General features: G+C 67.0%; 20 protein-coding genes. 12 read left to right on the forward strand and 8 right to left on the reverse strand.

Annotated features, from left to right (window positions below):
• Window positions 1–70: 70 nt before the first annotated feature.
• Window positions 71–1,606 carry a 2,3-bisphosphoglycerate-independent phosphoglycerate mutase gene (gpmI, locus tag LPB260_RS07170; protein ID WP_208708007.1) on the reverse strand — a complete coding sequence of 512 codons (1,536 nt, stop codon included), beginning with the start codon at window positions 1,604–1,606 and terminating at the stop codon, window positions 71–73.
• A 143-nt stretch (window positions 1,607–1,749) separates the two neighbouring features.
• On the opposite strand from gpmI, the gene LPB260_RS07175 reads away from it, so the two are divergent.
• Genes LPB260_RS07175 through secB form a run of 3 tightly spaced genes read left to right on the forward strand, consistent with a single transcriptional unit; the run spans window position 1,750 to window position 2,950 of the window.
• Window positions 1,750–2,163 (forward strand): rhodanese-like domain-containing protein, encoded by a 414-nt coding sequence (locus LPB260_RS07175; protein WP_208708008.1) that lies wholly within the window; start codon window positions 1,750–1,752, stop codon window positions 2,161–2,163.
• 1 nt (window position 2,164) lies between these two features.
• A complete protein-coding gene (gene grxC / locus LPB260_RS07180; protein ID WP_208708009.1) occupies window positions 2,165–2,419 on the forward strand; it encodes a glutaredoxin 3 in 255 nt (84 codons plus the stop codon).
• Between the two features lie 45 nt (window positions 2,420–2,464).
• A complete protein-coding gene (secB, locus tag LPB260_RS07185; RefSeq protein ID WP_208708010.1) occupies window positions 2,465–2,950 on the forward strand; it encodes a protein-export chaperone SecB in 486 nt (161 codons plus the stop codon).
• Window positions 2,951–3,015: 65 nt separating this feature from the next.
• Here secB and trmL read toward each other — a convergent pair whose 3' ends face one another.
• A complete protein-coding gene (gene trmL, locus LPB260_RS07190; RefSeq protein WP_208708011.1) occupies window positions 3,016–3,477 on the reverse strand; it encodes a tRNA (uridine(34)/cytosine(34)/5-carboxymethylaminomethyluridine(34)-2'-O)-methyltransferase TrmL in 462 nt (153 codons plus the stop codon).
• On the opposite strand from trmL, the gene LPB260_RS07195 reads away from it, so the two are divergent.
• Entirely contained in the window at window positions 3,476–3,916 is a 441-nt protein-coding gene (locus tag LPB260_RS07195) for a hypothetical protein (protein ID WP_208708012.1), read from the forward strand. The two genes, trmL and LPB260_RS07195, sit on opposite strands and share 2 nt — an antisense overlap.
• Before the next feature lie 269 nt (window positions 3,917–4,185).
• On the opposite strand, the gene ntrC is transcribed toward LPB260_RS07195, so the two are convergent.
• The 5 genes from ntrC to glnA all read right to left on the reverse strand — a co-directional run bounded on the left by ntrC (window position 4,186) and on the right by glnA (window position 9,645).
• Window positions 4,186–5,622, reverse strand: coding sequence for a nitrogen regulation protein NR(I) (gene ntrC, locus LPB260_RS07200; RefSeq protein WP_208708013.1), 1,437 nt, complete (start codon window positions 5,620–5,622; stop codon window positions 4,186–4,188).
• Entirely contained in the window at window positions 5,619–6,707 is a 1,089-nt protein-coding gene (gene glnL, locus LPB260_RS07205; RefSeq protein ID WP_208708014.1) for a nitrogen regulation protein NR(II), read from the reverse strand. The genes ntrC and glnL overlap by 4 nt, the downstream gene beginning before the upstream one ends.
• A gap of 196 nt (window positions 6,708–6,903) precedes the next feature.
• Window positions 6,904–7,521, reverse strand: coding sequence for a DUF4124 domain-containing protein (locus LPB260_RS07210; protein ID WP_208708015.1), 618 nt, complete (start codon window positions 7,519–7,521; stop codon window positions 6,904–6,906).
• Window positions 7,522–7,523: 2 nt separating this feature from the next.
• Window positions 7,524–8,078, reverse strand: coding sequence for a DUF4124 domain-containing protein (locus tag LPB260_RS07215; protein WP_208708016.1), 555 nt, complete (start codon window positions 8,076–8,078; stop codon window positions 7,524–7,526).
• Between the two features lie 160 nt (window positions 8,079–8,238).
• Window positions 8,239–9,645: a glutamate--ammonia ligase gene (gene glnA, locus LPB260_RS07220; RefSeq protein ID WP_208708017.1), complete on the reverse strand. Its 1,407-nt coding sequence runs from the start codon at window positions 9,643–9,645 to the stop codon at window positions 8,239–8,241.
• A gap of 327 nt (window positions 9,646–9,972) precedes the next feature.
• On the opposite strand from glnA, the gene thiI reads away from it, so the two are divergent.
• On the forward strand, window positions 9,973–11,427 hold the full coding sequence (gene thiI / locus LPB260_RS07225; RefSeq protein WP_208708018.1) for a tRNA uracil 4-sulfurtransferase ThiI: 1,455 nt from the start codon (window positions 9,973–9,975) through the stop codon (window positions 11,425–11,427).
• 163 nt (window positions 11,428–11,590) lie between these two features.
• Window positions 11,591–13,411, forward strand: coding sequence for a translational GTPase TypA (gene typA, locus LPB260_RS07230; protein ID WP_208708019.1), 1,821 nt, complete (start codon window positions 11,591–11,593; stop codon window positions 13,409–13,411).
• Between the two features lie 72 nt (window positions 13,412–13,483).
• On the opposite strand, the gene LPB260_RS07235 is transcribed toward typA, so the two are convergent.
• The gene (locus LPB260_RS07235; RefSeq protein ID WP_208708020.1) at window positions 13,484–13,885 is read right to left on the reverse strand and encodes a YkgJ family cysteine cluster protein; all 402 of its coding nucleotides are present in this window, start codon (window positions 13,883–13,885) and stop codon (window positions 13,484–13,486) included.
• Window positions 13,886–14,130: 245 nt separating this feature from the next.
• Here LPB260_RS07235 and LPB260_RS07240 point away from each other — a divergent pair, with 245 nt between their 5' ends.
• The 6 genes from LPB260_RS07240 to LPB260_RS07265 all read left to right on the forward strand — a co-directional run bounded on the left by LPB260_RS07240 (window position 14,131) and on the right by LPB260_RS07265 (window position 21,651).
• Window positions 14,131–17,670, forward strand: a complete 3,540-nt coding sequence (locus LPB260_RS07240) for a DUF2339 domain-containing protein (RefSeq protein ID WP_208708021.1) — start codon at window positions 14,131–14,133, stop codon at window positions 17,668–17,670.
• Window positions 17,667–19,016, forward strand: coding sequence for a DUF3999 domain-containing protein (locus LPB260_RS07245; RefSeq protein ID WP_208708022.1), 1,350 nt, complete (start codon window positions 17,667–17,669; stop codon window positions 19,014–19,016). Before LPB260_RS07240 ends, LPB260_RS07245 begins: the two co-directional genes overlap by 4 nt.
• Window positions 19,017–19,130: 114 nt before the next feature.
• A complete protein-coding gene (locus LPB260_RS07250) occupies window positions 19,131–20,138 on the forward strand; it encodes a class 1 fructose-bisphosphatase (protein WP_208708023.1) in 1,008 nt (335 codons plus the stop codon).
• 19 nt (window positions 20,139–20,157) lie between these two features.
• Window positions 20,158–20,760, forward strand: a complete 603-nt coding sequence (locus tag LPB260_RS07255; RefSeq protein WP_208708024.1) for a DUF924 family protein — start codon at window positions 20,158–20,160, stop codon at window positions 20,758–20,760.
• A gap of 68 nt (window positions 20,761–20,828) precedes the next feature.
• Entirely contained in the window at window positions 20,829–21,083 is a 255-nt protein-coding gene (gene bamE, locus LPB260_RS07260) for an outer membrane protein assembly factor BamE (protein WP_208708025.1), read from the forward strand.
• A gap of 10 nt (window positions 21,084–21,093) precedes the next feature.
• A complete protein-coding gene (locus LPB260_RS07265) occupies window positions 21,094–21,651 on the forward strand; it encodes a lipocalin family protein (protein WP_208708026.1) in 558 nt (185 codons plus the stop codon).
• Window positions 21,652–21,735: the final 84 nt, after the last annotated feature.

Consider the following 21,735-nt stretch of genomic DNA (forward strand, 5'->3'; position numbering starts at 1 on the left):
ATGCCCGGGGTGACGGGCAAAAAAAACGCCCCAGTCCGCAGGGAGTGGGGCGTTTAACCATTTATCGCGGCTACTGCAGGCTGATGATGCTGGTGCCGGTCATTTCCGCCGGCTTGGCCAGGCCCATCAGCTCCAGCAGGGTCGGCGCGACGTCGGCCAGGACGCCGCCGTGGCGCAGGCTGACGGGGCGCTTGCCGACATAGATGAAGGGCACCGGCTCGCAGGTGTGGGCGGTATGGGCCTGGCCGGTGCAGGTGTCTTCCATCTGCTCGACGTTGCCGTGGTCGGCGGTGATCAGCGCCTCGCCGCCGACCTTGTCCAGGGCCTCGACGATGCGTCCGACGCAGCTGTCCAGGCACTCCACCGCCTTGACCGCGGCGCTGAACACGCCGGTGTGGCCGACCATGTCGCCATTGGCGTAGTTGACCACGATCAGGTCGTAGCGCTGCTGCTCGATGGCCTCGACGATGCGGTCGGTGACCTCGGGTGCGCTCATCTCCGGCTTGAGGTCGTAGGTGGCGACGTTCGGCGAGGGGATGAGGATGCGCTCTTCGCCGGCGAACGGCTCTTCACGGCCGCCGGAGAAGAAGAAGGTGACGTGGGCGTACTTCTCGGTCTCGGCGATGCGCAGCTGGGTCTTGCCCTGCTTGGCCAGGTATTCGCCGAGCACGTTGGTCAGCGCCTCCGGCTTGAAGGCGCTGGGCGCCGGGATGCTCGCGGCGTACTGGGTGAGCATGACGAAGTCGGCCAGCTGCGGCTGGCGGGTTCGGGCGAACTCCTTGAAGTCCGCCTCGACGAAGGCGCGGCTCAGTTCGCGGGCACGGTCGGCGCGGAAGTTCATGAACACCACGGCGTCGCCGTCCTCTACCTGCACCGGTGCGCCAATGACCGTGGCCTTGACGAATTCGTCGCTCTCGCCGCGGGCGTAGGCGGCCGCCAGGCCGGCGCTGGCGTCGGCGGCCTGGAACTGGCCCTGGCCGTCGACGATCAGCTGGTAGGCCTGCTCGACCCGGTCCCAGCGGTTGTCGCGGTCCATGGCGAAGTAGCGGCCGATCAGGCTGGCGATGCGTCCCTTGCCGAGCTTGGCGAAGGTGGCGTCGAGCAGTTCGATGGACGACTGGGCGCTTTTCGGCGGGGTGTCGCGGCCATCGAGGAAGGCGTGCAGGTAGATCCTGTCGGCGCCGCGCTGGGCCGCCAGTTCGGCCATGGCGGCGATGTGCTCCTGGTGGCTGTGCACGCCGCCGTCGGAAAGCAGGCCGAGGATGTGCACCGCCTTGCCGGCGCCCACCGCCCGGTCGACCGCGCCGCAGATGGCCGCGTTGTCGAAGAACTCGCCATCGCGAATGGCCTTGGTCACCCGGGTGAAGTCCTGATACACCACGCGGCCAGCGCCGAGGTTCATGTGGCCGACCTCGGAGTTGCCCATCTGGCCGTCCGGCAGGCCGACGTCCATGCCGCTGCCGGAGATCAGGCTGTGGGGCTGGGTGGCGCGCAGGCGATCGTAGACCGGGGTGTTGGCCGCGTGGATGGCGTTGTGCTCGGGACTGTCGCTGTGGCCGAAGCCGTCGAGGATGATCAGTACCAGGGGTTTGGGCGTGGCGCTCATAAAGCTGGCTCGCTCTGCTTGAGGGGGCAAAAAAGGCTTGGCATTTTACGGCCAAGTGGCGGAGGCGTCACCGCCGGGCGGGCTTTGGCCGACCTGTGGGGCTGTGTATACTGGCCGGCATTTTACCGTCCCGGAACCGCGCAATGCTTGCCAACCTGATTGAATTTGCCACTACCCACTATGTACTGAGCGGATCGTTCGTCGTCCTCCTGGCCCTGCTGCTGTTCACCGAGATGCACAAGGGCGGCAAGAGCCTGAGCAGCCGCGAGTTGACCGCGCTGATCAACAACGAACAGGGCCTGGTACTGGACGTGCGGGCGCAGAAGGACTTTTCTGCCGGGCATATCGCCGGTGCCCTGCACATCCCCTACGAGAAGCTGGCCGCGCGCGTCGCCGAGCTGGAGAAGCACAAGGCCAAGGTGCTCATCGTGGTCGATGCCATGGGCCAGCACGCCGGCGGCGCCAGCCGCGAGCTGAAGAAGGCCGGTTTCAATGTCGCCAAGCTGTCCGGCGGGATCGCCAGCTGGCGTGGCGACAACCTGCCGCTGGTGAAGTGATATGGCCGACGTCGTCATCTATTCCAGCGATTGGTGCCCCTACTGCATCCGCGCCAAGCAGCTGCTGGCCAGCAAGGGCGTCGACTTCGAGGAAATCAAGGTCGACGGCCAGCCCGAGCTGCGCGCCGAGATGGCGCGCAAGGCGCAGCGCACCTCGGTGCCGCAGATCTGGATCGGCGCCACCCATGTCGGTGGCTGCGACGAACTGCATGCCCTGGAGCGCGCCGGCAAGCTGGACGCGCTGCTCGAGGCATGAGATCAATACGCTCTACCTAGTACCCCCAAACAACAAGGATTTTCCATGACTGAACAAGCCAGCAGTGAAGCCGCACAGGACGAGCAGAGCCCGCAGTTCTCCCTGCAGCGTATCTACATCCGCGACCTGTCCTTCGAGGCGCCGAAGAGCCCGGAAATCTTCCGCCAGGAGTGGAAGCCGAGCGTTGCCCTGGACCTGAATACCCGCCAGAAGAGCCTGGACGGCGATTTCCACGAAGTGGTGCTGACCCTCTCGGTCACCGTGAAGAACGGCGAAGAAACCGCCTTCATCGCCGAAGTGCAGCAGGCCGGGATCTTCCTGATCAAGGGCCTGGACGCCCCGTCCATGAGCCACACCCTGGGCGCCTTCTGCCCGAACATCCTGTTCCCCTACGCCCGCGAGACCCTGGACAGCCTGGTGGTGCGCGGCTCCTTCCCGGCCCTGATGCTGGCGCCGGTGAACTTCGATGCGCTCTACGCCCAAGAGCTCAAGCGCATGCAGCAGAGCACCGAGCAGGCCCCGACCAACTGAGCCGCGTTTGCTACGGCCCAATAAAAAACGCCCCGCGGGGCGTTTTTTATTGCCGGGCGGCGGCCTCAGTCCATGGCGAAGCCCTGCTGGCGCCAGGCCTCGTAGACCGCCACCGCGACCGTGTTGGACAGGTTGAGGCTGCGACAGCCCTCGCGCATCGGCAGGCGCACGCGCCGCTCGACCGGCAGGGCGTCGCGAATCTCCTGGGGCAGGCCGCAGCTTTCCGGGCCGAACAGGAAGGCGTCGCCGGGGCGGTACTGCACTTCATGGAAGGGCTGCGAGCCCTTAGTGGTGAAGGCGAATACCCGTGGCTGGCCGAGGCTCGCCAGGCAGCTGTCGAGGTCGGGATGGCGCTTGAGCGTGGCGTACTCGTGGTAGTCCAGGCCGGCCCGGCGCAGGCGCTTGTCGTCCAGCTCGAAGCCCAGGGGATCGATCAGGTGCAGCTGGCAGCCGCTGTTGGCGCACAGCCTGATAATGTTGCCGGTGTTCGGTGGAATTTCCGGTTGAAAGAGGATCACGTGAAACATGCGCGGCTCCCGGCCTGAAGACGGCCAGCATTCTACCTCCGATAGCGGCGAGCGGCCGCGTCCCTGGCTGAAGGTGATCGCCTCGCTGGCGCTGTTCGGCTTTCTCATCGGCCTGATGATCGGCCGCCTGCTGCAGCCGGCCGAGTTGCGCCTGGGCGAGGTGGTGGCGACGGAGCAGGGCTTGCAACTGTGGTTCAACGAGCGGCCCGAGGTGCGTGCCGGGCATTTCCAGGGTGCCTTCGTGCTGCGCGTGGCAACCCTCGGACGCGAGCAGCAGGGGCAGCTGCGGCTGAACGGTCGGCTGGTGAGCTGGCGTCTGCAGCGCGAGCGCCGCGAGTTGCTGTTGCGGGTGGTGGCGGCCCGTCCCCTGCGCGGCGAGTGGCATGCCGAGCAAGTGGACGGGCGCTGGCGGTTGACGGTCCGCCTGGAGGAGCAATAAAAGCGGGGAATCCCCGGCCTGCCTGTACCAAGGTCCCCGAAACTGGGAATGTCTTACTCTATGCACTCGCTGTGCCAGTTTTATTGCAGTGTTGCTGAAGCCCGTAATTAGCGGCCTGTAGGGCCATAGCCGGGCTGCGGCGGGCGCGGCGCCGGCGGCGACTGAACCGCGACGGTGCAGCAGCGCTGCCCGTGGCGCCGAGACGGGGCGTGACAGCGGCGCATAAAAAAGCGGGCACTCGGCCCGCTTGTCGTGCATTGCTGCGATCGTCAGTTGTCGTCGCTGTCGTCATCGTCGCTGCCGTCGACCTTCATGCCGAGTTCCTTGATCTTGCGCGTCAGGGTGTTGCGCCCCCAGCCCAGTAGCACGGCGGCATCGCGGCGGCGGCCGGCGGTGTGCTTGAGGGCGGTCTCGATCATGATCCGCTCGAAGGCCGGCACCGCGCTGTCGAGCAGGCTCGACTGGCCGCGGCTCAGGGCCTGGTCGGCCCACTGGCGCAGGCCCTGTTCCCAGCTGCTGACCGGGGCGCTGTCCTGGGGCTGGGCCAGCAGCTCCGGCGGCAGGTCGCCGACATGCACCTCGCGCCCGGAGGCCATCACGGTGATCCAGCGGCAGGTGTTCTCCAGCTGGCGCACGTTGCCCGGCCAGGACAGGTGCTGCAGGTAGTCCTCGGTCTCGCTCTTCAGCAACTTGGGCTCCACCGCCAGTTCCAGCGCCGCGCGGCTGAGGAAGTGGCGGGCCAGGGTGGGGATGTCCTCGCGACGATCGGCCAGGCGCGGAATGTGGATGCGGATGACGTTGAGGCGGTGGAACAGGTCCTCGCGGAACTTGCCGGCCTGCACCAGGCTTTCCAGGTCCTGGTGGGTCGCGGCGATGATGCGCACGTCGACCTTCACTGGCGTATGGCCGCCGACCCGGTAGAACTCGCCGTCGGCCAGCACGCGCAGCAGGCGGGTCTGGGTGTCGGCCGGCATGTCGCCGATCTCGTCGAGGAACAGGGTGCCGCCGTCGGCCTGTTCGAAGCGCCCGCGGCGCAGGTTGGCGGCGCCGGTGAAGGCGCCCTTCTCGTGGCCGAACAGCTCCGACTCCATCAGGTCCTTGGGAATCGCCGCCATGTTCAGGGCGATGAACGGCGAAGCGGCGCGCGGGCTGTGGCGGTGCAGGGCGTGGGCGACCAACTCCTTGCCGGTGCCGGACTCGCCGTTGATCAGCACGGTGATGTTGGAGTGCGAGAGGCGGCCGATGGCGCGGAACACCTCCTGCATGGCCGGCGCTTCGCCGATGATTTCCGGGGTGCGTGGCTGTTCCACCGGCGCCGCCAGGCTCTGCTGCTCCTGGGCGTGCTGGTTGGCGCGCTTGACCAGGGCGACCGCTTCGTCGACGTCGAACGGCTTGGGCAGGTACTCGAAGGCGCCGCCCTGATAGGAAGCCACCGCGCTGTCCAGGTCGGAGTGGGCGGTCATGATGATCACCGGCAGGCGCGGGTACAGCTCGCGAATCCGCGCCAGCAGGTCGAGGCCGCTGGAGCCGGGCATGCGGATGTCGGAGATGATCACGTCCGGTTGCTCGCGGCCGAGGCGGCCGAGCACGCCGTCGGCGCTGTCGAAACTCTGGGTGGTCATGCCTTCCTGCTGCAGGGCCTTTTCCAGGACCCAGCGGATGGAGCGGTCGTCATCGACGATCCAGACGGTTTCACTTCGGCTCATGCAGCGGGTGCTCCTTGTTCCAGCGGCAGGAAGATCGAGAACAGCGTATGGCCGGGATGGCTCTCGCACTCGATCAGGCCTTGATGCTGACTGATGATGTTCTGGGTAATGGCCAGGCCGAGGCCGGTGCCGTCGGCGCGGCCGCTGACCATGGGATAGAAGATGGTTTCCTGCAGCTCCTGGGGGATGCCCGGGCCGTTGTCGATGATCTCGATGCGCGCCACCAGGCGGTGGCGAGTGTGGCCGATGGTGAACTGGCGCAGGGTGCGGGTGCGCAGGGTGATGCGCCCCAGGCCCAGGTCGTGCTTCTGCGTGGCGATGGCCTGCATGGCGTTGCGCACGATGTTGAGCACAGCCTGGATCATCTGCTCGCGATCGATCAGCAGGTCGGGAATGCTCGGGTCGTAGTCGCGCACCAGAATGATGCCGCCCTGGCTTTCCGCTTCGACCAGGCTGGCGACCCGCTCCAGCACCTCATGCACGTTGGTCAAGGCCAGCGACGGCAGCTTGTTCGAGCCGAGCATGCGGTCCACCAGATTGCGCAGGCGGTCGGCCTCTTCGATGATCACGTCGGTGTAGTCCTTGAGCTCGGCGTCCGGCAGCTCGCGGGCCAGCAGCTGGGCGGCGCCGCGGATGCCGCCGAGGGGGTTCTTGATCTCGTGGGCCAGGCCGCGCACCAGCAACTTGGTGGTTTCCTGCTTGGACAGCTGGGCCTCTTCCTTGGTGATCTTCAGCATCCGGTCGCGCGGGTGCACCTCGAGCAGCAGCAGGGTGGCGCCGCGGCTGAGAATGGGGGTCACCGCATAGTCGACGGTCAGGGTCTGGCCGGTCACGGCGGTCAGCACCGCTTCGCGCTTGTTGAACGGATGCGCCTGTTCGACCGCCTGGCGCAGCGCGCTCAGGGCTTCCGCCGACTCGGTGAACAGCTCGCTGATGAACTGGCCGTGGCTGCGCTGGCCGCTGACGGCCAGGAGCATCTCCGCCGCCGGGTTCATGTACTCGAGCCGCAGTTGGGCGTTGAGCAGCAGGGTGGCGGTGGTCAGGTTGTCTAGCAGCAGGCGGTGCAGTGCGTCGTTGATAGTCATAGGCTAGGGCTTGGCGGCGATGAACAGAAAAATGCAAGAAGCAAACCAAAGCCCCGAAAAGACGCGCGCGGCGCGGACAGCGGACGGCGGCCGCCGTGTTTCGGCGCATGGCCGGCAACTGTGGGCGAACCAAAACAGGGAGAGTATAGGAAGGGAGTGGCGGCGGCGCACCGATATGGTGCGCCGGCATTGAGGGTCAGATGAAGGGGATCAACGGGATGTCTTTCTTCTCCGGCGGTTTGTCCTTCAACGGACACTCCGGGCGCACGCCGTAATCGTCTTTCTGGCACGGCCGCACCATGCGCTTCTGCGCCAGGGAGATGCGCAGCATGTGGAAGGGTTGACTCGGGGTGCGCTCGAGGGTGCGGCCCTGCGCGTCGATGATTTCCACCGCCAGCTGGTGGGTGCCGCGGTCGATGTTCTCCAGGGGAAAGACCGGGCTGCGGCTTGGCTCGCCCAGCGGTTCGCCGTCCAGCAGCAGGCGGTAGCTGTGGCCTGGGAGCAGGGCCGGGTCGCTGCTGGCGGTGACGATCAGGTTGCCGGCGCTGTCGCGGATGGTCGCATCGGGTTGCGGCACCAGGATGCGCAGCAGCTGATAGGCCGGCGCCTGGGGCGCGCTCGGCGCGTTCACGGGCGGCGGCGCGGGGGCGGTCGCGGGCATGCTGTTGGAGGGTGCCAGCTGGATGCGCTGGGCATTGCCGGTTCCGGGGCGGTCGGTGAAGACCCGGTTACCCTCGGCATCTATATAGGTGTAGACGTCCGCCTGCAGCGGCAGGCAGCAGAGCAGGCTCAGGCAGAGCAGGGCGATTCTCATGGTCAGGGCGCAGGCTTGGGCGGAGGAGGTGGGCGCAGGGCCGGGCTACTGGTATGCACCCGCTGTACGGTAAAGGTGACCGCGTCGCTTTGCTGGATCGGCTTGCCGCCGCTGAGTACCTCGACCGCCAGGCTGTGCTCGCCACGGTCGACGTTGGTCAGCTGCAGGCGCGGCACGTTGCTCGGCTGGCCGTACGGTTGGCCGTCCAGCAGCAGGCGCAGGCGATGGGAGGCGGCCAGGCGCGGCGACAGCGCCACCCCGACGCTGAAGGTGCCGTTGTTGGCGCGCAGCGCCTCGTCGTCGGGCAGGCCGGTCAACTTGAGGGTGTTGTAGGGCGGCGCGGCATTGACCTCGGCGCCGGCGCTGCCGGTGGGCGTCGCCTGCGGCTGTTGCATGTTCACGGTGTTGGTCGGCGGCAGTTCGACGCTCTGTGCGGCGCTGCCGTCCGGCGGCTGGTTGGTGAAGACCGTATTGCCCTTGGCATCGGTGTACTTGTAGATCTGTGCACTGGCCAGCAGGGGCAGGTACAGCAGCAGGCAGGTGAGCATCCGGCGCATGGCCATTCTCCCGGGTATCGTGCAGCTAAGCCTTGCACCGCTGGGGCGCGCTGGCAAGCGCGGCCGCGCGGCCCTGTGACTGTCGGCCACAAAAAAGGCCCCGCCGGCTGAGCCGGGCGGGGCCTTGTGCGTCACGCCGCCGGAGCGGCGCGCAGCGGTTTTAGACGCTGTAGTACAGGTCGTATTCCAGCGGGTGCACGAAGGTGCGCACCTTGATCTCTTCTTCGCTCTTCAGCTCGATGTAGGCATCGATGAAGTCGTCGGAGAATACGCCGCCCTTGGTCAGGAACGCGCGGCCCTTGTCCAGCTCTTCCAGGGCCTCCTTCAGGCTGCCGCACACCTGCGGGATCAGCTTGCCTTCTTCCGGCGGCAGGTCGTACAGGTTCTTGTCGGCCGCATCGCCAGGGTGGATCTTGTTCTGGATACCGTCCAGGCCGGCCATCAGCAGGGCGGCGAAGCACAGGTACGGGTTGGCAGCCGGGTCCGGGAAGCGCGCCTCGATGCGGCGGGCCTTCGGGCTCGACACATAGGGGATGCGGATCGAGGCGGAGCGGTTGCGTGCCGAGTAGGCCAGCATCACCGGCGCTTCGAAGCCCGGGACCAGACGCTTGTAGGAGTTGGTCGACGGGTTGGTGAAGCCGTTCAGCGCCTTGCCGTGCTTGATGATGCCGCCGATGAAGTACAGGGCGGTGTCGGACAGGCCGGCATAGCCTTCGCCGGAGAAGGTGTTCTTGCCATCTTTGGAGATGGACATGTGCACGTGCATGCCCGAGCCGTTGTCGCCGTACAGCGGCTTCGGCATGAAGGTGGCGGTCTTGCCGTAGGCGTCGGCGACGTTGTGCACGCAGTACTTCAGGGTCTGAACTTCGTCAGCCTTGGCGACCAGGGTGTTGAACTTCACGCCGATTTCGTTCTGTCCGGCAGTGGCCACTTCGTGGTGGTGTACTTCGACGACCAGGCCCATTTCTTCCATGGCGTTACACATGGCGGTACGGATTTCGTGGTCGTGGTCGCACGGCGGAACCGGGAAGTAACCGCCCTTGACGGCCGGGCGGTGGCCCTTGTTGCCGCCTTCGACGTCCTGGTCGGTCATCCACGAGCCCTGCTCGGAGTAGATCTTGAACATCGAGCCGGAGATGTCGGACTTGAACTTCACTTCGTCGAAGATGAAGAACTCAGGCTCCGGGCCGACGAATACGGTGTCACCGATGCCGGTGGTCTTGAGGAATTCCTCGGCGCGCTTGGCGATGGAGCGCGGGTCGCGGTCGTAGCCCTGCATGGTGCTCGGCTCGACGATGTCGCAGACCAGGATCAGGGTCGGCTCTTCGGTGAACGGGTCCAGGACGGCGGTCTCGTCGACCGGCATCAGGATCATGTCGGAGGCTTCGATGCCCTTCCAGCCATGGATGGAGGAACCGTCGAACATCTTGCCGTGCTCGAAGAAGTCTTCGTCCAGGGCGTCGCGAGCCGGCATGGTGACGTGGTGCTGCTTGCCCTTGGTGTCGGTGAAGCGCAGGTCAACCCACTTCACGTCGTGTTCTTTAATCAGTTGAATCGACTTCGACATGCTGTCCTCCAGATGGATAAGGCTCGGATGCGAGCCCTCAATAGTTCGATGAAGCCCGGCGCGATAGTCGGCCAGGACAACCTGCCTCACAAGGGAGCAAATTGCATGCCAGTGCCCCGGAATGGGCGTAAAGCCTGAAACTCAGCAGTGGCGCGGGCTGCGCGGCGAGATCGCGGTATTTTTTGCACCAATATAGAGCGGTAAATTTATCCTTCGCACAATAATGGTGCGCTATGGCAGGTGAGTGGGATTTTTGATCAAAGCTTGAACAATTTCCGCTATAATCCGCGCCCCTGTTTTTCGGCTGCCCCGGCACGCACTGTTTTCATGAAACTGATCGTTAAAGTTTTCCCCGAAATCACCATCAAGAGCCGGCCGGTGCGCAAGCATTTCATCCGCCAGCTGGCCAAGAACATCCGTACCGTGCTGCGCGATCTCGATCCGCAGCTGCAGGTCAGCGGTGTGTGGGACAACCTCGAGGTGGAAACCGCGATCGCCGAGCCGAAGGTGCTGCAGGAGATGATCGAACGCCTGCGCTGCACCCCGGGGCTGATCCACTTCCTCGAGGTCCACGAGTACCCCCTGGGCGATTTCGACGACGTGCTGGACAAGTGCAAGACCCATTTCGCCGACCAGCTGCCGGGCAAGGTCTTCGCCGTGCGCTGCAAGCGCGGCGGCAAGCACGCGTTCACTTCGATGGACATCGAGCGCTATGTCGGCAGCCAGCTGCGCCAGCAGTGCGGCGCCGCCGGCATCGACCTGAAGAAGCCCGAGGTCGAGGTGCGCATGGAGATCCGCGACCAGCGCCTGTTCATCGTCCATCGCCAGCACGACGGCCTGGGCGGCTATCCGCTGGGTTCGCTGGAGCAGACCCTGGTGCTGATGTCCGGTGGCTTCGACTCCACCGTCGCCGCCTACCAGATGATGCGCCGCGGCCTGGTCGCCCATTTCTGCTTCTTCAACCTCGGCGGCCGCGCCCACGAGCTGGGGGTGATGGAAGTGGCCCACTACCTGTGGCAGAAGTTCGGCCGCTCGCAGCGCGTGCTGTTCATCAGCGTGCCGTTCGAGGAAGTGCTGGCCGAGATCCTCGGCAAGGTCGACAACAGCCAGATGGGCGTGATCCTCAAGCGCATGATGCTGCGGGCCTCCACGCGCATGGCCGAGCGTCTGCAGATCGATGCCCTGGTCACCGGCGAGGCGATTTCCCAGGTGTCCAGCCAGACGTTGCCGAACCTCACGGTGATCGACTCGGCCACCGACAAGCTGGTGCTGCGCCCGCTGATCGCCAGCCACAAGCAGGACATCATCGACACCGCCTACGCCATCGGCACCGCCGAGTTCGCCAAGCACATGCCCGAATACTGCGGGGTGATCTCGGTCAACCCGACCACCAAGGCCAAGCCCGAGCGCATCGCCTACGAGGAATCGCACTTCGACATGGCGATTCTCGAGCGCGCCCTAGAGCGCGCCACCCTGCTGCCGATCGACAAGGTGATCGACGAGCTCGGCAAGGACGTGCAGGTCGAGGAAGTCGACGAGGCCCTGGCCGGCCATGTGGTGATCGACATCCGCCACCCCGACGCCGTCGACGACGAGCCGCTGGAGCTGCCCGGCATCGAGGTGCAGGCGCTGCCCTTCTATGCCCTGAACAGCAAGTTCAAGGAGCTGGATGAGACCCGCCAGTACCTGCTGTATTGCGACAAGGGGGTGATGAGCCGCCTGCATGCCCACCACCTGCTGAGCGAGGGGCATGCCAATGTGCGCGTTTATCGTCCGGCATAGGACCCCAGGGCTGAATGGCGGCAGCATCCGCCATCGCCCCCCCGACCGCGAGGCAGCCTGAAGCTGCCGCCAGGTCTTTGCACCGCCTGGCTGAATTCGCAATCAGTTAATCTCCGCCGCCTAGACTTCGCGGCACACCGAATCCTCTGATCGAGATACAAAAGTGATCGAAAATCTACGTAACATCGCCATCATTGCCCACGTCGACCATGGTAAGACCACCCTGGTAGACAAACTCCTGCGTCAGTCCGGCACCCTGGAGCGCGGCGAGCTCAACGACGAGCGCGTGATGGACTCCAACGACCAGGAAAAGGAACGCGGCATTACCATCCTGGCGAAGAACACCGCCATCCGTTGGAACGACTACCGCATCAACATCGTCGACACCCCCGGCCACGCCGACTTCGGCGGTGAAGTAGAGCGCGTGATGTCGATGGTCGACTCGGTACTGCTGCTGGTCGACGCCCAAGACGGCCCGATGCCGCAAACCCGCTTCGTGACCAAGAAGGCCTTCGAAGCCGGCCTGAAGCCGATCGTGGTGATCAACAAGGTCGACCGTCCGGGCGCGCGTCCCGACTGGGTGCTGGATCAGATCTTCGACCTGTTCGACAACCTCGGCGCTACCGAAGAGCAGCTCGACTTCCAGGTCGTCTACGCCTCGGCCCTGAACGGCATCGCCGGTCTGGATCACACCGCCATGGCCGAAGACATGACCCCGCTGTACCAGGCCATCGTCGACCACGTACCGGCTCCCAAGGTCGACGTTGACGGCCCGTTCCAGATGCAAATCTCGGCACTGGACTACAACAGCTTCCTGGGCATCATCGGCGTTGGCCGTATCGCCCGCGGTCGCGTCAAGCCGAACACCCCGGTCGTCGCCATCGACACCGAAGGCAAGAAGCGCAACGGCCGTATCCTCAAGCTGATGGGCCACCACGGCCTGCACCGTGTGGACGTCGAAGAAGCCACCGCTGGCGACATCGTCTGCATCAGCGGCATGGACGAGCTGTTCATCTCCGACACCCTGTGTGACATCAACAACGTCGAAGCGATGAAGCCGCTGACCGTCGACGAGCCGACCGTTTCCATGACTTTCCAGGTCAACGATTCGCCGTTCTGTGGCAAGGAAGGCAAGTTCGTCACCAGCCGTAACATCAAGGAGCGTCTGGACAAGGAGCTGCTGTACAACGTGGCCCTGCGCGTCGAAGAGGGCGACTCGGCCGACAAGTTCAAGGTCTCCGGCCGTGGTGAGCTGCACCTGTCGGTACTGATCGAGAACATGCGCCGCGAAGGCTTCGAGATGGGCGTAGGCCGTCCGGAAGTGATCATCCGTGAAGTCGACGGGGTCAAGCAGGAGCCGTTCGAGAACGTCACCATCGACATCCCGGAAGAGGCTCAGGGCAAGGTCATGGAAGAAATGGGCCTGCGCAAGGGCGACCTGAGCAACATGGTGCCGGACGGCAAGGGTCGTGTTCGCCTGGAGTACAACATCCCGGCTCGCGGTCTGATCGGTTTCCGTAACCAGTTCCTGACCCTGACCAACGGTGCCGGCATCCTGACCTCGATCTTCGACCGTTACGACACCATGAAGTCCGGCCACATGTCCGGCCGTCAGAACGGCGTACTGGTTTCGATCGATACCGGCAAGGCCCTGACCTATTCTCTGGAAACCCTGCAGGCACGCGGCAAGCTGTTCGTCGAGCACGGCCAGGAAATCTACAACGGTCAGATCGTCGGTCTGAACAGCCGCGACAACGACCTGGGCGTGAACCCCACCAAGGGCAAGAAGCTCGACAACATGCGTGCTTCCGGTAAAGACGAAACCATCGCGCTGGTGCCGCCGGTTCGTTTCACCCTGGAGCAGGCTCTGGAATTCATCCAGGACGACGAGCTGTGCGAAGTCACGCCGAAGTCGATCCGCCTGCGCAAGAAGATCCTGGACGAAGGCGAGCGCACCCGCGCTGCCAAGAAAGCCAAGAACTGATTCGTCAGGTTGAATGAAAAAGCCCCCGTCGGCGCAGGCCGGCGGGGGCTTTTTCTATTCTGCTCTGCGCCGTTACTGCAGCGGCTTGGGCTTGTAGGCGCAGTAGCCCGGGCGCGGGCCGACCTTGGGGTGGTTGCGGCAGGTGTCCGGGCGCTTGTCGTAGATGGTGCACAGGCGCGACTTGCGATCCAGGTACAAGCAGTCGTTGTTGCTCATGCGCGCCAGGGTGAAGACCCCGCTCTTCTGGTTGAAGCGCTCGACGATGCCTTCCTTCTGCAGGCGCTTGGCGATGTTCTTCGCCGGCTCGCCGCGCTCGAACTCGTCGACCACGCCGATGCGGATCAGGTCGCCGATGCGCGCCTCCACCGGCAGGGTGCAGCAGCTGGACATGCAGCTGTGGCACATGTCGCTGGTGTATTTGGCCCAGGTGTCCAGGCGGTCGAGTTCGGCGGCGGCGATCAGGTTGTTCTTCATCGGGCTATCGGCAGGTATCGGCTGTGCGGCGGGCGATGATAACGGCGCTGGTGAAAAAGTGAACAAACTTCTGCCGGTTGGTCGGCTTTTCGCACCGTCGGTGCGGTTCGTGTGCCTGCCATGCAATCCTTGGACGTCTCCCTGGGTGACGAGGATGTCGGCCCCTATACTGGGGCATCGCCCCGGGCACCGGGCTTTTGAGCAGGGAAGCGGGCGAACCTGTCTAGCAAATCGGGAACTGCTGCATGCAATGGATATTCATGCTGGTCGGCGTGGTGCTGGGGGCTCTGGTCGGCGAGTCGCCGAGCGCTGCGCTGTTGGGTGGCGTGCTGGGCCTGAGCCTGGGCCAGGCGTTCAGGCTGCAGGCGCTGGCCCGGCAGAGTGCCGAGCTGACGGCGCAGCTGGAGACTTTCGCCGCGCGCTTCGAGCGCGGCACCGCGGCGGTTCACGAGCGCCTGCTCAAGGTCGAGCGGGACCAGGTGCAGGCTGCGCCGCCGCCTGCGGCGCAATTCCCCGCGCCAGCGCCTGTCGCGGCGGCCGAGACGGAGCTGGACTGGAGCCTGGATGTCCAGCCGCAGGCCGCCGCCGGACCTGAATCGGACGCGGTGCCGTCAGCGGCCGAGGCCCTGGCGACACCTGAGCAGGCGGCGCAAACCGCCGCGCCGGACGGTTGGTCCCAGGCGCCAGGCGAGCCTGGGCTGCTGGCCCGTGCGCTGAGCAAGGCCAAGGCCTGGCTGCTGGGCGGCAACACCCTGCTGCGGGTCGGCGTGCTGCTGCTGTTCCTCGGCCTGGCCTTCCTCCTGCGCTACGCCACCGAGGGCCTGGTGCTGCCGGTGGAGCTGCGCTATGCCGGGGTCGCCGCCAGTGCCATCGCCCTGCTCGGCCTGGGCTGGTGGCTGCGCCGGCGCAATCCCGGCTACGCCCTGATACTGCAGGGCGCCGGGGTCGGCGTGCTCTACCTCACGGTGTTCGCCGCGATGCGTCTGCACCCACTGTTGCCCGCTGGCCTGGCCCTGGCCCTGCTGGTGCTGGTGACCTGTTCCTCGGCGATCCTCGCGGTGGCGCAGAATGCCCTGGGCCTGGCTGCCGCGGCGGCCCTCGGCGGGTTCGCCGCGCCCATCCTCACCTCCACCGGCAGCGGCGACCATGTGGCGCTGTTCAGCTACTTCGCCCTGCTCAACGCCGGTATCTTCGCCATCGCCTGGTTCAAGGCCTGGCGCCTGCTCAACCTGATCGGCTTCGTCGGCACCTTCAGCATCGGCCTGGCCTGGGGCCTGCGCGCCTATACCCCGGAGCTGCTGTGGAGCACCGCGCCCTTCCTGTGGCTGTTCTTCCTGATGTACCTGGCGATCGGCCTGCTGTTCGCCCGGCGCAAGTTGCGCGAGGCGGCGCAGGCGCCAACCGGGCGTGGCGAGCTGCTGCGCTGGTCGGCAGGGCAGGGTGACTACATCGACGCCACCGTATTGCTCGGCCCGCCGCTGGTCGGCTTCGGCCTGCAGTTCGCCCTGGTGCAGCACCTCGAGTTCGCCGCGGCCTTCAGCGCCCTGGGCCTGGGCGTGCTGTACCTGGCGCTGGCCCGCCTGCTGGCCGGACGCACCGCCGGCCGGGCGCTGCTGCTAGTGGAGACCTGCCTGGCCCTGGGCGTGGTGTTCGCCAGCCTGGCCATTCCCCTGGGCCTGGATGCCCGCTGGACCTCGGCGGCCTGGGCGGTGGAGGGCGCCGGCGTCTACTGGCTGGGGCTGCACCAGCGTCGTGGCCTGGCGCGGGCCTTCGCCCTGTTGCTGCAGGGCGGCGCGGCGCTGGCCTACCTGGGCGAGCTGCGCGACGGTCACGACAGCCTGCTGAGCGGCGCGGTGCTGGGCGCGCTCTTGCTCGGCGTGGCGCTGTCGTTCAGTGCCTGGCAGCTGCGCCAGGCGCCGGCGGACGCGAGCAGTCGCTGGGAGCGCCGCGCCCTGCCACTGCTGGCCTGCAGCGGGTTGGCCTTCTTCTACCTGATGGCGCCGTTGAGCTTCGCCGCTGCCGGCACGGTCATCGTCTGGGCGATCGCGGGGTTGCTGACCCTGCTGCTCGGCCTGCGCCTGCATGAGCGCGCGCTGCTGCTCGCGGCCTGCTCCGTGCAACTGCTCGGCGGCCTGCTGGCGCTGCTGCACCTGGCTGGTGCCAACGCTGTTGGCGGCGTAACGCTGGGCTCGGCGCTGCTGGGCCTGATGCTGATCGCCGGGCTGTTCGGCCTGGTCCGGCTTGCCCCGCTGGGGGCTGGCCGGCGGCGCGTGCTGGGCTGGGCTGCGCTGTTGCTGGCCGGCCTCGGCTGGCTCTGGCTGATGCAGCGCTTCGTCCTTCCCGGCGACGCGTTGTGGGGAGCCGGCGCGTTACTGGTTGTCTGGTTCAACCTGCAGTTGCAGCGGCGCGCCGGGTACCTCTCGGCCCTGGCGCTGCAGATCGCGGCCGGCCTGGCCCTGCTTGTCGCCTCCACGTTGCTGCTGGTGCAGGGCGGCGCGGACGGAGTGCGACCGCTGGCCCATGCCGAGTTCTGGGCCCCGGCCGCCCTGGCGGCGGCCGCGTTGTTCGCCGCCTGGCGCCTGCAGGCGCTGGCCGCGGAGGCGTCGCCGCTCCTGGAGCGGCTTGGCGTGCCGCTGGCCCAGCTGTCGCTGGTGTGGGGCGTGGCCTGGCTCGGGCTGGCCCTGGCCGGCGAAGTGCTGCGCTTCGTCGCCGGTGCCGCGCTGCAGGACACGGCCCTGCTGCTGGCGGCGGCGCTCGGCGCGCTGCTGGCCGGGGCGCTGGCCCGGCGCAAACACTGGCCAGAGCTGGCGCTGCTCTGCTGCCTGCTGATGCCGGTGGCGGCGGCCGTGCTGCTGCAGGCCTGGAACCTGCGCTACCAGCCGTCGGCGCAATTCGGCTGGCTGGCCTGGGCGGCGCTGTTCGCCGTGCATTTCTGGCTGCTGCGGCGCCTGGCTCCGCTGCTGCCGGCCGGCGCCCGCAGCGCCGCCCACGTACTCGGCTGCTGGCTGCTGCTGACGGTCATCGCCCTGGAGCTGCGGTACCAGTTCCTCGCCCTGGCCACGCACTACAACGCCTGGCGCTGGCTCGGCTGGGCGCTGCTGCCGAGTGTCTACCTGTGTCTGATGGCGACCCCGCGCAGCCGGCCCTGGCCGCTGGCGGAGTATCCCCGCGAGTACCAGGTGCTGGCGGCGCTGCCGCTGGCCCTGCTGATGCTCGCCTGGTTCTGGCTGGCCAACGCCCTCAGCGCCGGTGACGCCGCGCCGCTGCCCTATCTGCCGCTGCTCAACCCGCTGGAGCTGGGCCTGCTGTTCACCCTCGGCGCCTTGTACCTCTGGTCGTCGGCGAACCTGCCGCAGCTGGGTGTGCAGGGCCTGCCCGGGCGCCGGCTGATCCTGGTGCTGGTCGGCGCCTCGCTGTTTGCCCTGTGCACCGCCATGGTGATGCGCACGGCCCACCACTGGGGCGGCGTGCCCTACCGCCTGCAGCCGCTGCTCGATTCGATGCTGGTGCAGGCCGGGCTGTCCATCGTCTGGACCCTGATCGCCCTGCCGCTGATGGTCTTCGGTCATCTGCGCCGGCGCCGCGAGCTGTGGCTGGTCGGCGCGGCGCTGATCGCCGTGGTGGTGGCCAAGCTGTTCTTCGTCGAACTGGGCAATCGCGGTGGGCTGGAGCGCATCGTGTCGTTTATCGGGGTCGGGGTGCTGCTGCTGGTGGTCGGCTACTTCGCCCCCTTGCCACCGGCCAGGCGCGATGAAGAGGCGCCGATGGAACAGGAGCAGGCATGAACACGAAAACTCGACCAGGCGCCTGGCTGCTGCTCAGCGGGCTGCTGTGCAGCCTCGCCGCCGCGGCGGCGGAGCATCCCGCCGACTACACCTGGCATCTGCCCTTGCAGCTGAATGGCGAGGGCCCCTGGTATCGCCTGGAGCTACCCATGGCCGCCCACCTCGCCGCCCGCCACGGCGACCTGCGCGACCTGCGGGTGTTCAACGGCGAAGGCGAGGCGCTGGCCTATGCGCTGGTGCGCAGCCCGCACGAGGAACGCCTGGATGAGCAGGACGTGCGCTGGTTCCCGCTGTACGCCGAGGGCGAAGGCGAGGCCGGGTTGCCCGGCCTGCGGGTGGAGCGCAGCGCCAGTGGCACGCTGATCGAATTGCTGGAGGCGGATGCTGCGCCGTCTCCGGCCAGCTTGCGCGGCTGGCTGCTCGACGCCAGCGCCGTGGAGCAGCCGCTGGTGCGCCTGACGTTGGACTGGAGCAGCGACCAGGAGGGCTTCCAGCGCTTTCGCATCGAGGCCAGCGACGACCTGCGCAGCTGGAGATCCTGGGGGCACGGCCAGCTGGCGCGCCTGTCGTTCGCCAACGAGTACATCGAGCAGCGCCAGGTCGAGTTACCGGGGCGCCGCGCCCGCTACCTGCGCCTGCTGTGGGAGAGCCCGCAGCAGGCCCCCCAGCTGATCGCCGCGCGGCTGTTCAGTCGTCCCCATGACAGCCTGTCGCTGCCCCTGGTGTGGTCCGAGCCGATGCCGGCGGATCGCGCCGCGGACGGCGCCTACCAGTGGCGTTTGCCGCTGGCGCTGCCGGTGCAGAGGATCAGGCTCGAACTGGGGACGGACAACCGTCTGGTGCCTGTCCAGGTCAGTGGTCGGGGCGGCGCCCAGGGGCGCTGGCGCCCCCTGGGCGGCGGCCTGCTCTATCACATGCCGGAGCAGGGCGGGGAGTTGCGCCAGGATGAGCTGGCCCTGGCCGGGCTCACTGTGCAGCAGCTGCGCCTGCAGGTCGACCAACGCGGTGGCGGGCTCGCCCCCGAGCCACGCCTGCAAGTCGGCGTGCGCGCCACCCGGCTGGTGTTCCTCCTGCGCGGCAGCCCGCCCTATCGACTGGCCCTGGGCAACCCGGATGCGCTGTCCGCCGCCTTGCCCGTGCAGGCCCTGATCCCCGGTTATCGCCCGGAGCGCCTGGCGCAGCTCGGCGTGGCCGAGGTGTCGCCGGGCGCTACGCCGCAGGCCGCCTCGCCGGCCGACGGCACGGTCGACTGGCAGCGCTGGGGGCTCTGGGCCGTGCTGCTGCTGGGGGTGGCCGTGCTGGCGCTGATGGCCGTGAGCCTGCTGCGCAAAGCGCCTGAGGCTTGAGGCACATGGCCCGCCCTTGCGCCGAGCCCAGGGCCCTTCTATCCAGCTGCTGAGGCGCCGAAGGTGATAAAGGGGTAAACTGCGCGCGATTTTTCTTCCTTCCCGGAGCCGTCCATGTCCCGCGTTACCCTGAGCCGCTATCTGATCGAGCAGACCCGCAGCCACAACACCCCTGCCGATCTGCGTTTCCTTATCGAAGTGGTGGCGCGGGCCTGCAAGGCGATCAGCCATCAGGTGTCCAAGGGCGCCCTGGGCGGCGTGCTCGGCAGCATGGAAACCGAGAACGTGCAGGGCGAGGTGCAGAAGAAGCTCGACGTGCTGTCCAACGAGATCCTCCTGGAAGCCAACGAGTGGGGCGGCCACCTGGCCGGCATGGCGTCGGAGGAGATGGACAAGGCCTACCAGATTCCCGGCCGCTACCCCAAGGGTGCCTACCTGCTGGTCTTCGATCCGCTGGATGGCTCCTCGAACATCGACGTCAACGTCTCGGTCGGCACCATCTTCTCGGTGCTGCGCTGTCCGGAGCGCAACGGCGATGTGGGCGATCTCGGCGAGGACGCGTTCCTCCAGCCGGGCACCCAGCAGGTCGCCGCCGGCTATGCGATCTACGGCCCGCAGACCATGCTGCTGCTGACCCTGGGCAATGGCGTCAAGGGCTTCACCCTGGACCGCGAGCTGGGCAGCTTCGTGCTGACCCACGACAACATCAAGGTGCCGGAGACCACCAAGGAATTCGCCATCAACATGTCCAACCAGCGCCACTGGGAGGCGCCGGTGCAGCGTTACGTCTCCGAGCTGCTGGCCGGCGAGACCGGGCCGCTGGAGAAGAACTACAACATGCGCTGGATCGCCTCGATGGTCGCCGACGTGCACCGCATCCTCACCCGTGGCGGCATCTTCATGTACCCGCGCGACGCCCGCGAGCCGGAGAAGCCGGGCAAGCTGCGCCTGATGTACGAGGCCAACCCGATGTCCTTCATCATCGAGCAGGCCGGCGGCGCCGCCACCAACGGCACCCAGCGCATCCTCGACATCCAGCCCAGCTCGCTGCACCAGCGCGTGGCGGTGTTCCTCGGTTCCAAGCAGGAAGTCGAGCGCGTCACCGCCTACCATCAGGAGTAAACCCACGAGAGGAGCGGCGATGAGCGCACCCTGGCAGCCCTTGCTCGATTGGTGGTTCGGCCCCCTGACGACGGCGGGGGAGGTGGCCGCGGCGCGTAACGGCCTGTGGTTTGGCAAGCGCGACAGCCAGGATGCCGAGGCCCGCGAGCGCTTCGGCGCCCTGGTCGAACAGGCCCTGGCCGGCGAGCTCGCCGACTGGACCGAGCAGGCCGAAGGCTGGCTGGCCCTGGTCCTGCTGCTCGACCAGCTGCCGCGGATGATCCATCGCGACAGCCCCCGCGCCTTCGCCGGCGACGCCCGCGCCCGCCAATTGGTGCTGGACCGCCTGGATGGCGCGCATGAGGCGGCGCTGGCGCCGATCCAGCGGGTGTTCGTCTACCTGGTGCTGGAGCACGCCGAAGACCTGCTGCTGCAGGACGAAGCGCTGCGGCGCTTCAGCCGACTGCTCGATGCGGCGCCCGCCGCCGAGCGCACGCTGTTCGCCGGCTTCCTCGATTATGCCGAGCAGCATCAGCGGATCATCGCCCGCTTCGGCCGCTTCCCCCACCGCAACGCCATTCTCGGTCGCCCCTCGAGCGAGGAAGAGTTGCGCTTTCTCGAGGAACCCGGCTCGCGTTTCTGACGTCCAACCGAGCGAATCACGGGCCTCACTTCAGTCGGGCCCGAACATCCATCCAGCGGAGTCCCTGCATGTCGTTTCGCGCCCTCACCCTGATCGCCGCCTGTGTGCTGCTGGTCGCCTGCAACAAGGTCAATCAGGCCAATTACTCGAAACTGCAGGCCGGCATGAGCAAGCCCGAGGTCGAGCAACTGCTCGGCGCACCGAGCGAATGCGCCGGCGCCCTGGGCATCACCAGCTGCACCTGGGGCGACGAGAAGAGCATGATCAGCGTGCAGTTCGCCGGCGACCAGGTGCTGATGTTCTCCGGCAAGGGGCTCAAGTAGGGAGGTCGACATGCGTGGCTTGTTGGGCTTGTTGATGGTGGCGCTGCTGGCCGGCTGCGCCAACTTGGGCACCGGGCCGGTGCCGCCGCAAACCGTCGAGCGGGTCGACCTGCAGCGCTACCAGGGCACCTGGTACGAGCTGGCGCGTCTGCCGATGTTCTTCCAGCGCAATTGCGCCCAGTCCGAGGCGCACTATGGCCTGCAGGCCGACGGCAGCCTGCAGGTGGTCAATCGCTGCCGCAGCCGCGAGGGCGAGTGGCAGCAGGTCGAGGGCGTGGCCGTGCCGCAGGTGGCAGGTGATACCGACAAATTGTGGGTGCGCTTCGACAACTGGTTCAGCCGCCTGCTGCCGGGCATGGCCAAGGGCGAGTACTGGGTGCTCTACCTGGACGACGCATACCAAACCGCCCTGGTCGGCCATCCGGATCGTGACTACCTGTGGCTGCTGGCGCGCAGTCCGCAGGTCGACCCGGCGCTGCGCGACAAGCTGCTGCAGGTGGCGCGCGAGCAGGGCTACGACACCGACGCGCTGATCTGGCGGGTGGCGGACGGCGAGATCGCGCCTTAGCCGAACCGCTCCGGCCGTGGGCCTGCGAGGTGGCGCGGGGCGGCGGCGGAAAACTGGGCAAACGCCGCGCCCCGGTCTAAACCC

It is taken from the genome of Pseudomonas sp. LPB0260, from assembly GCF_013388395.1.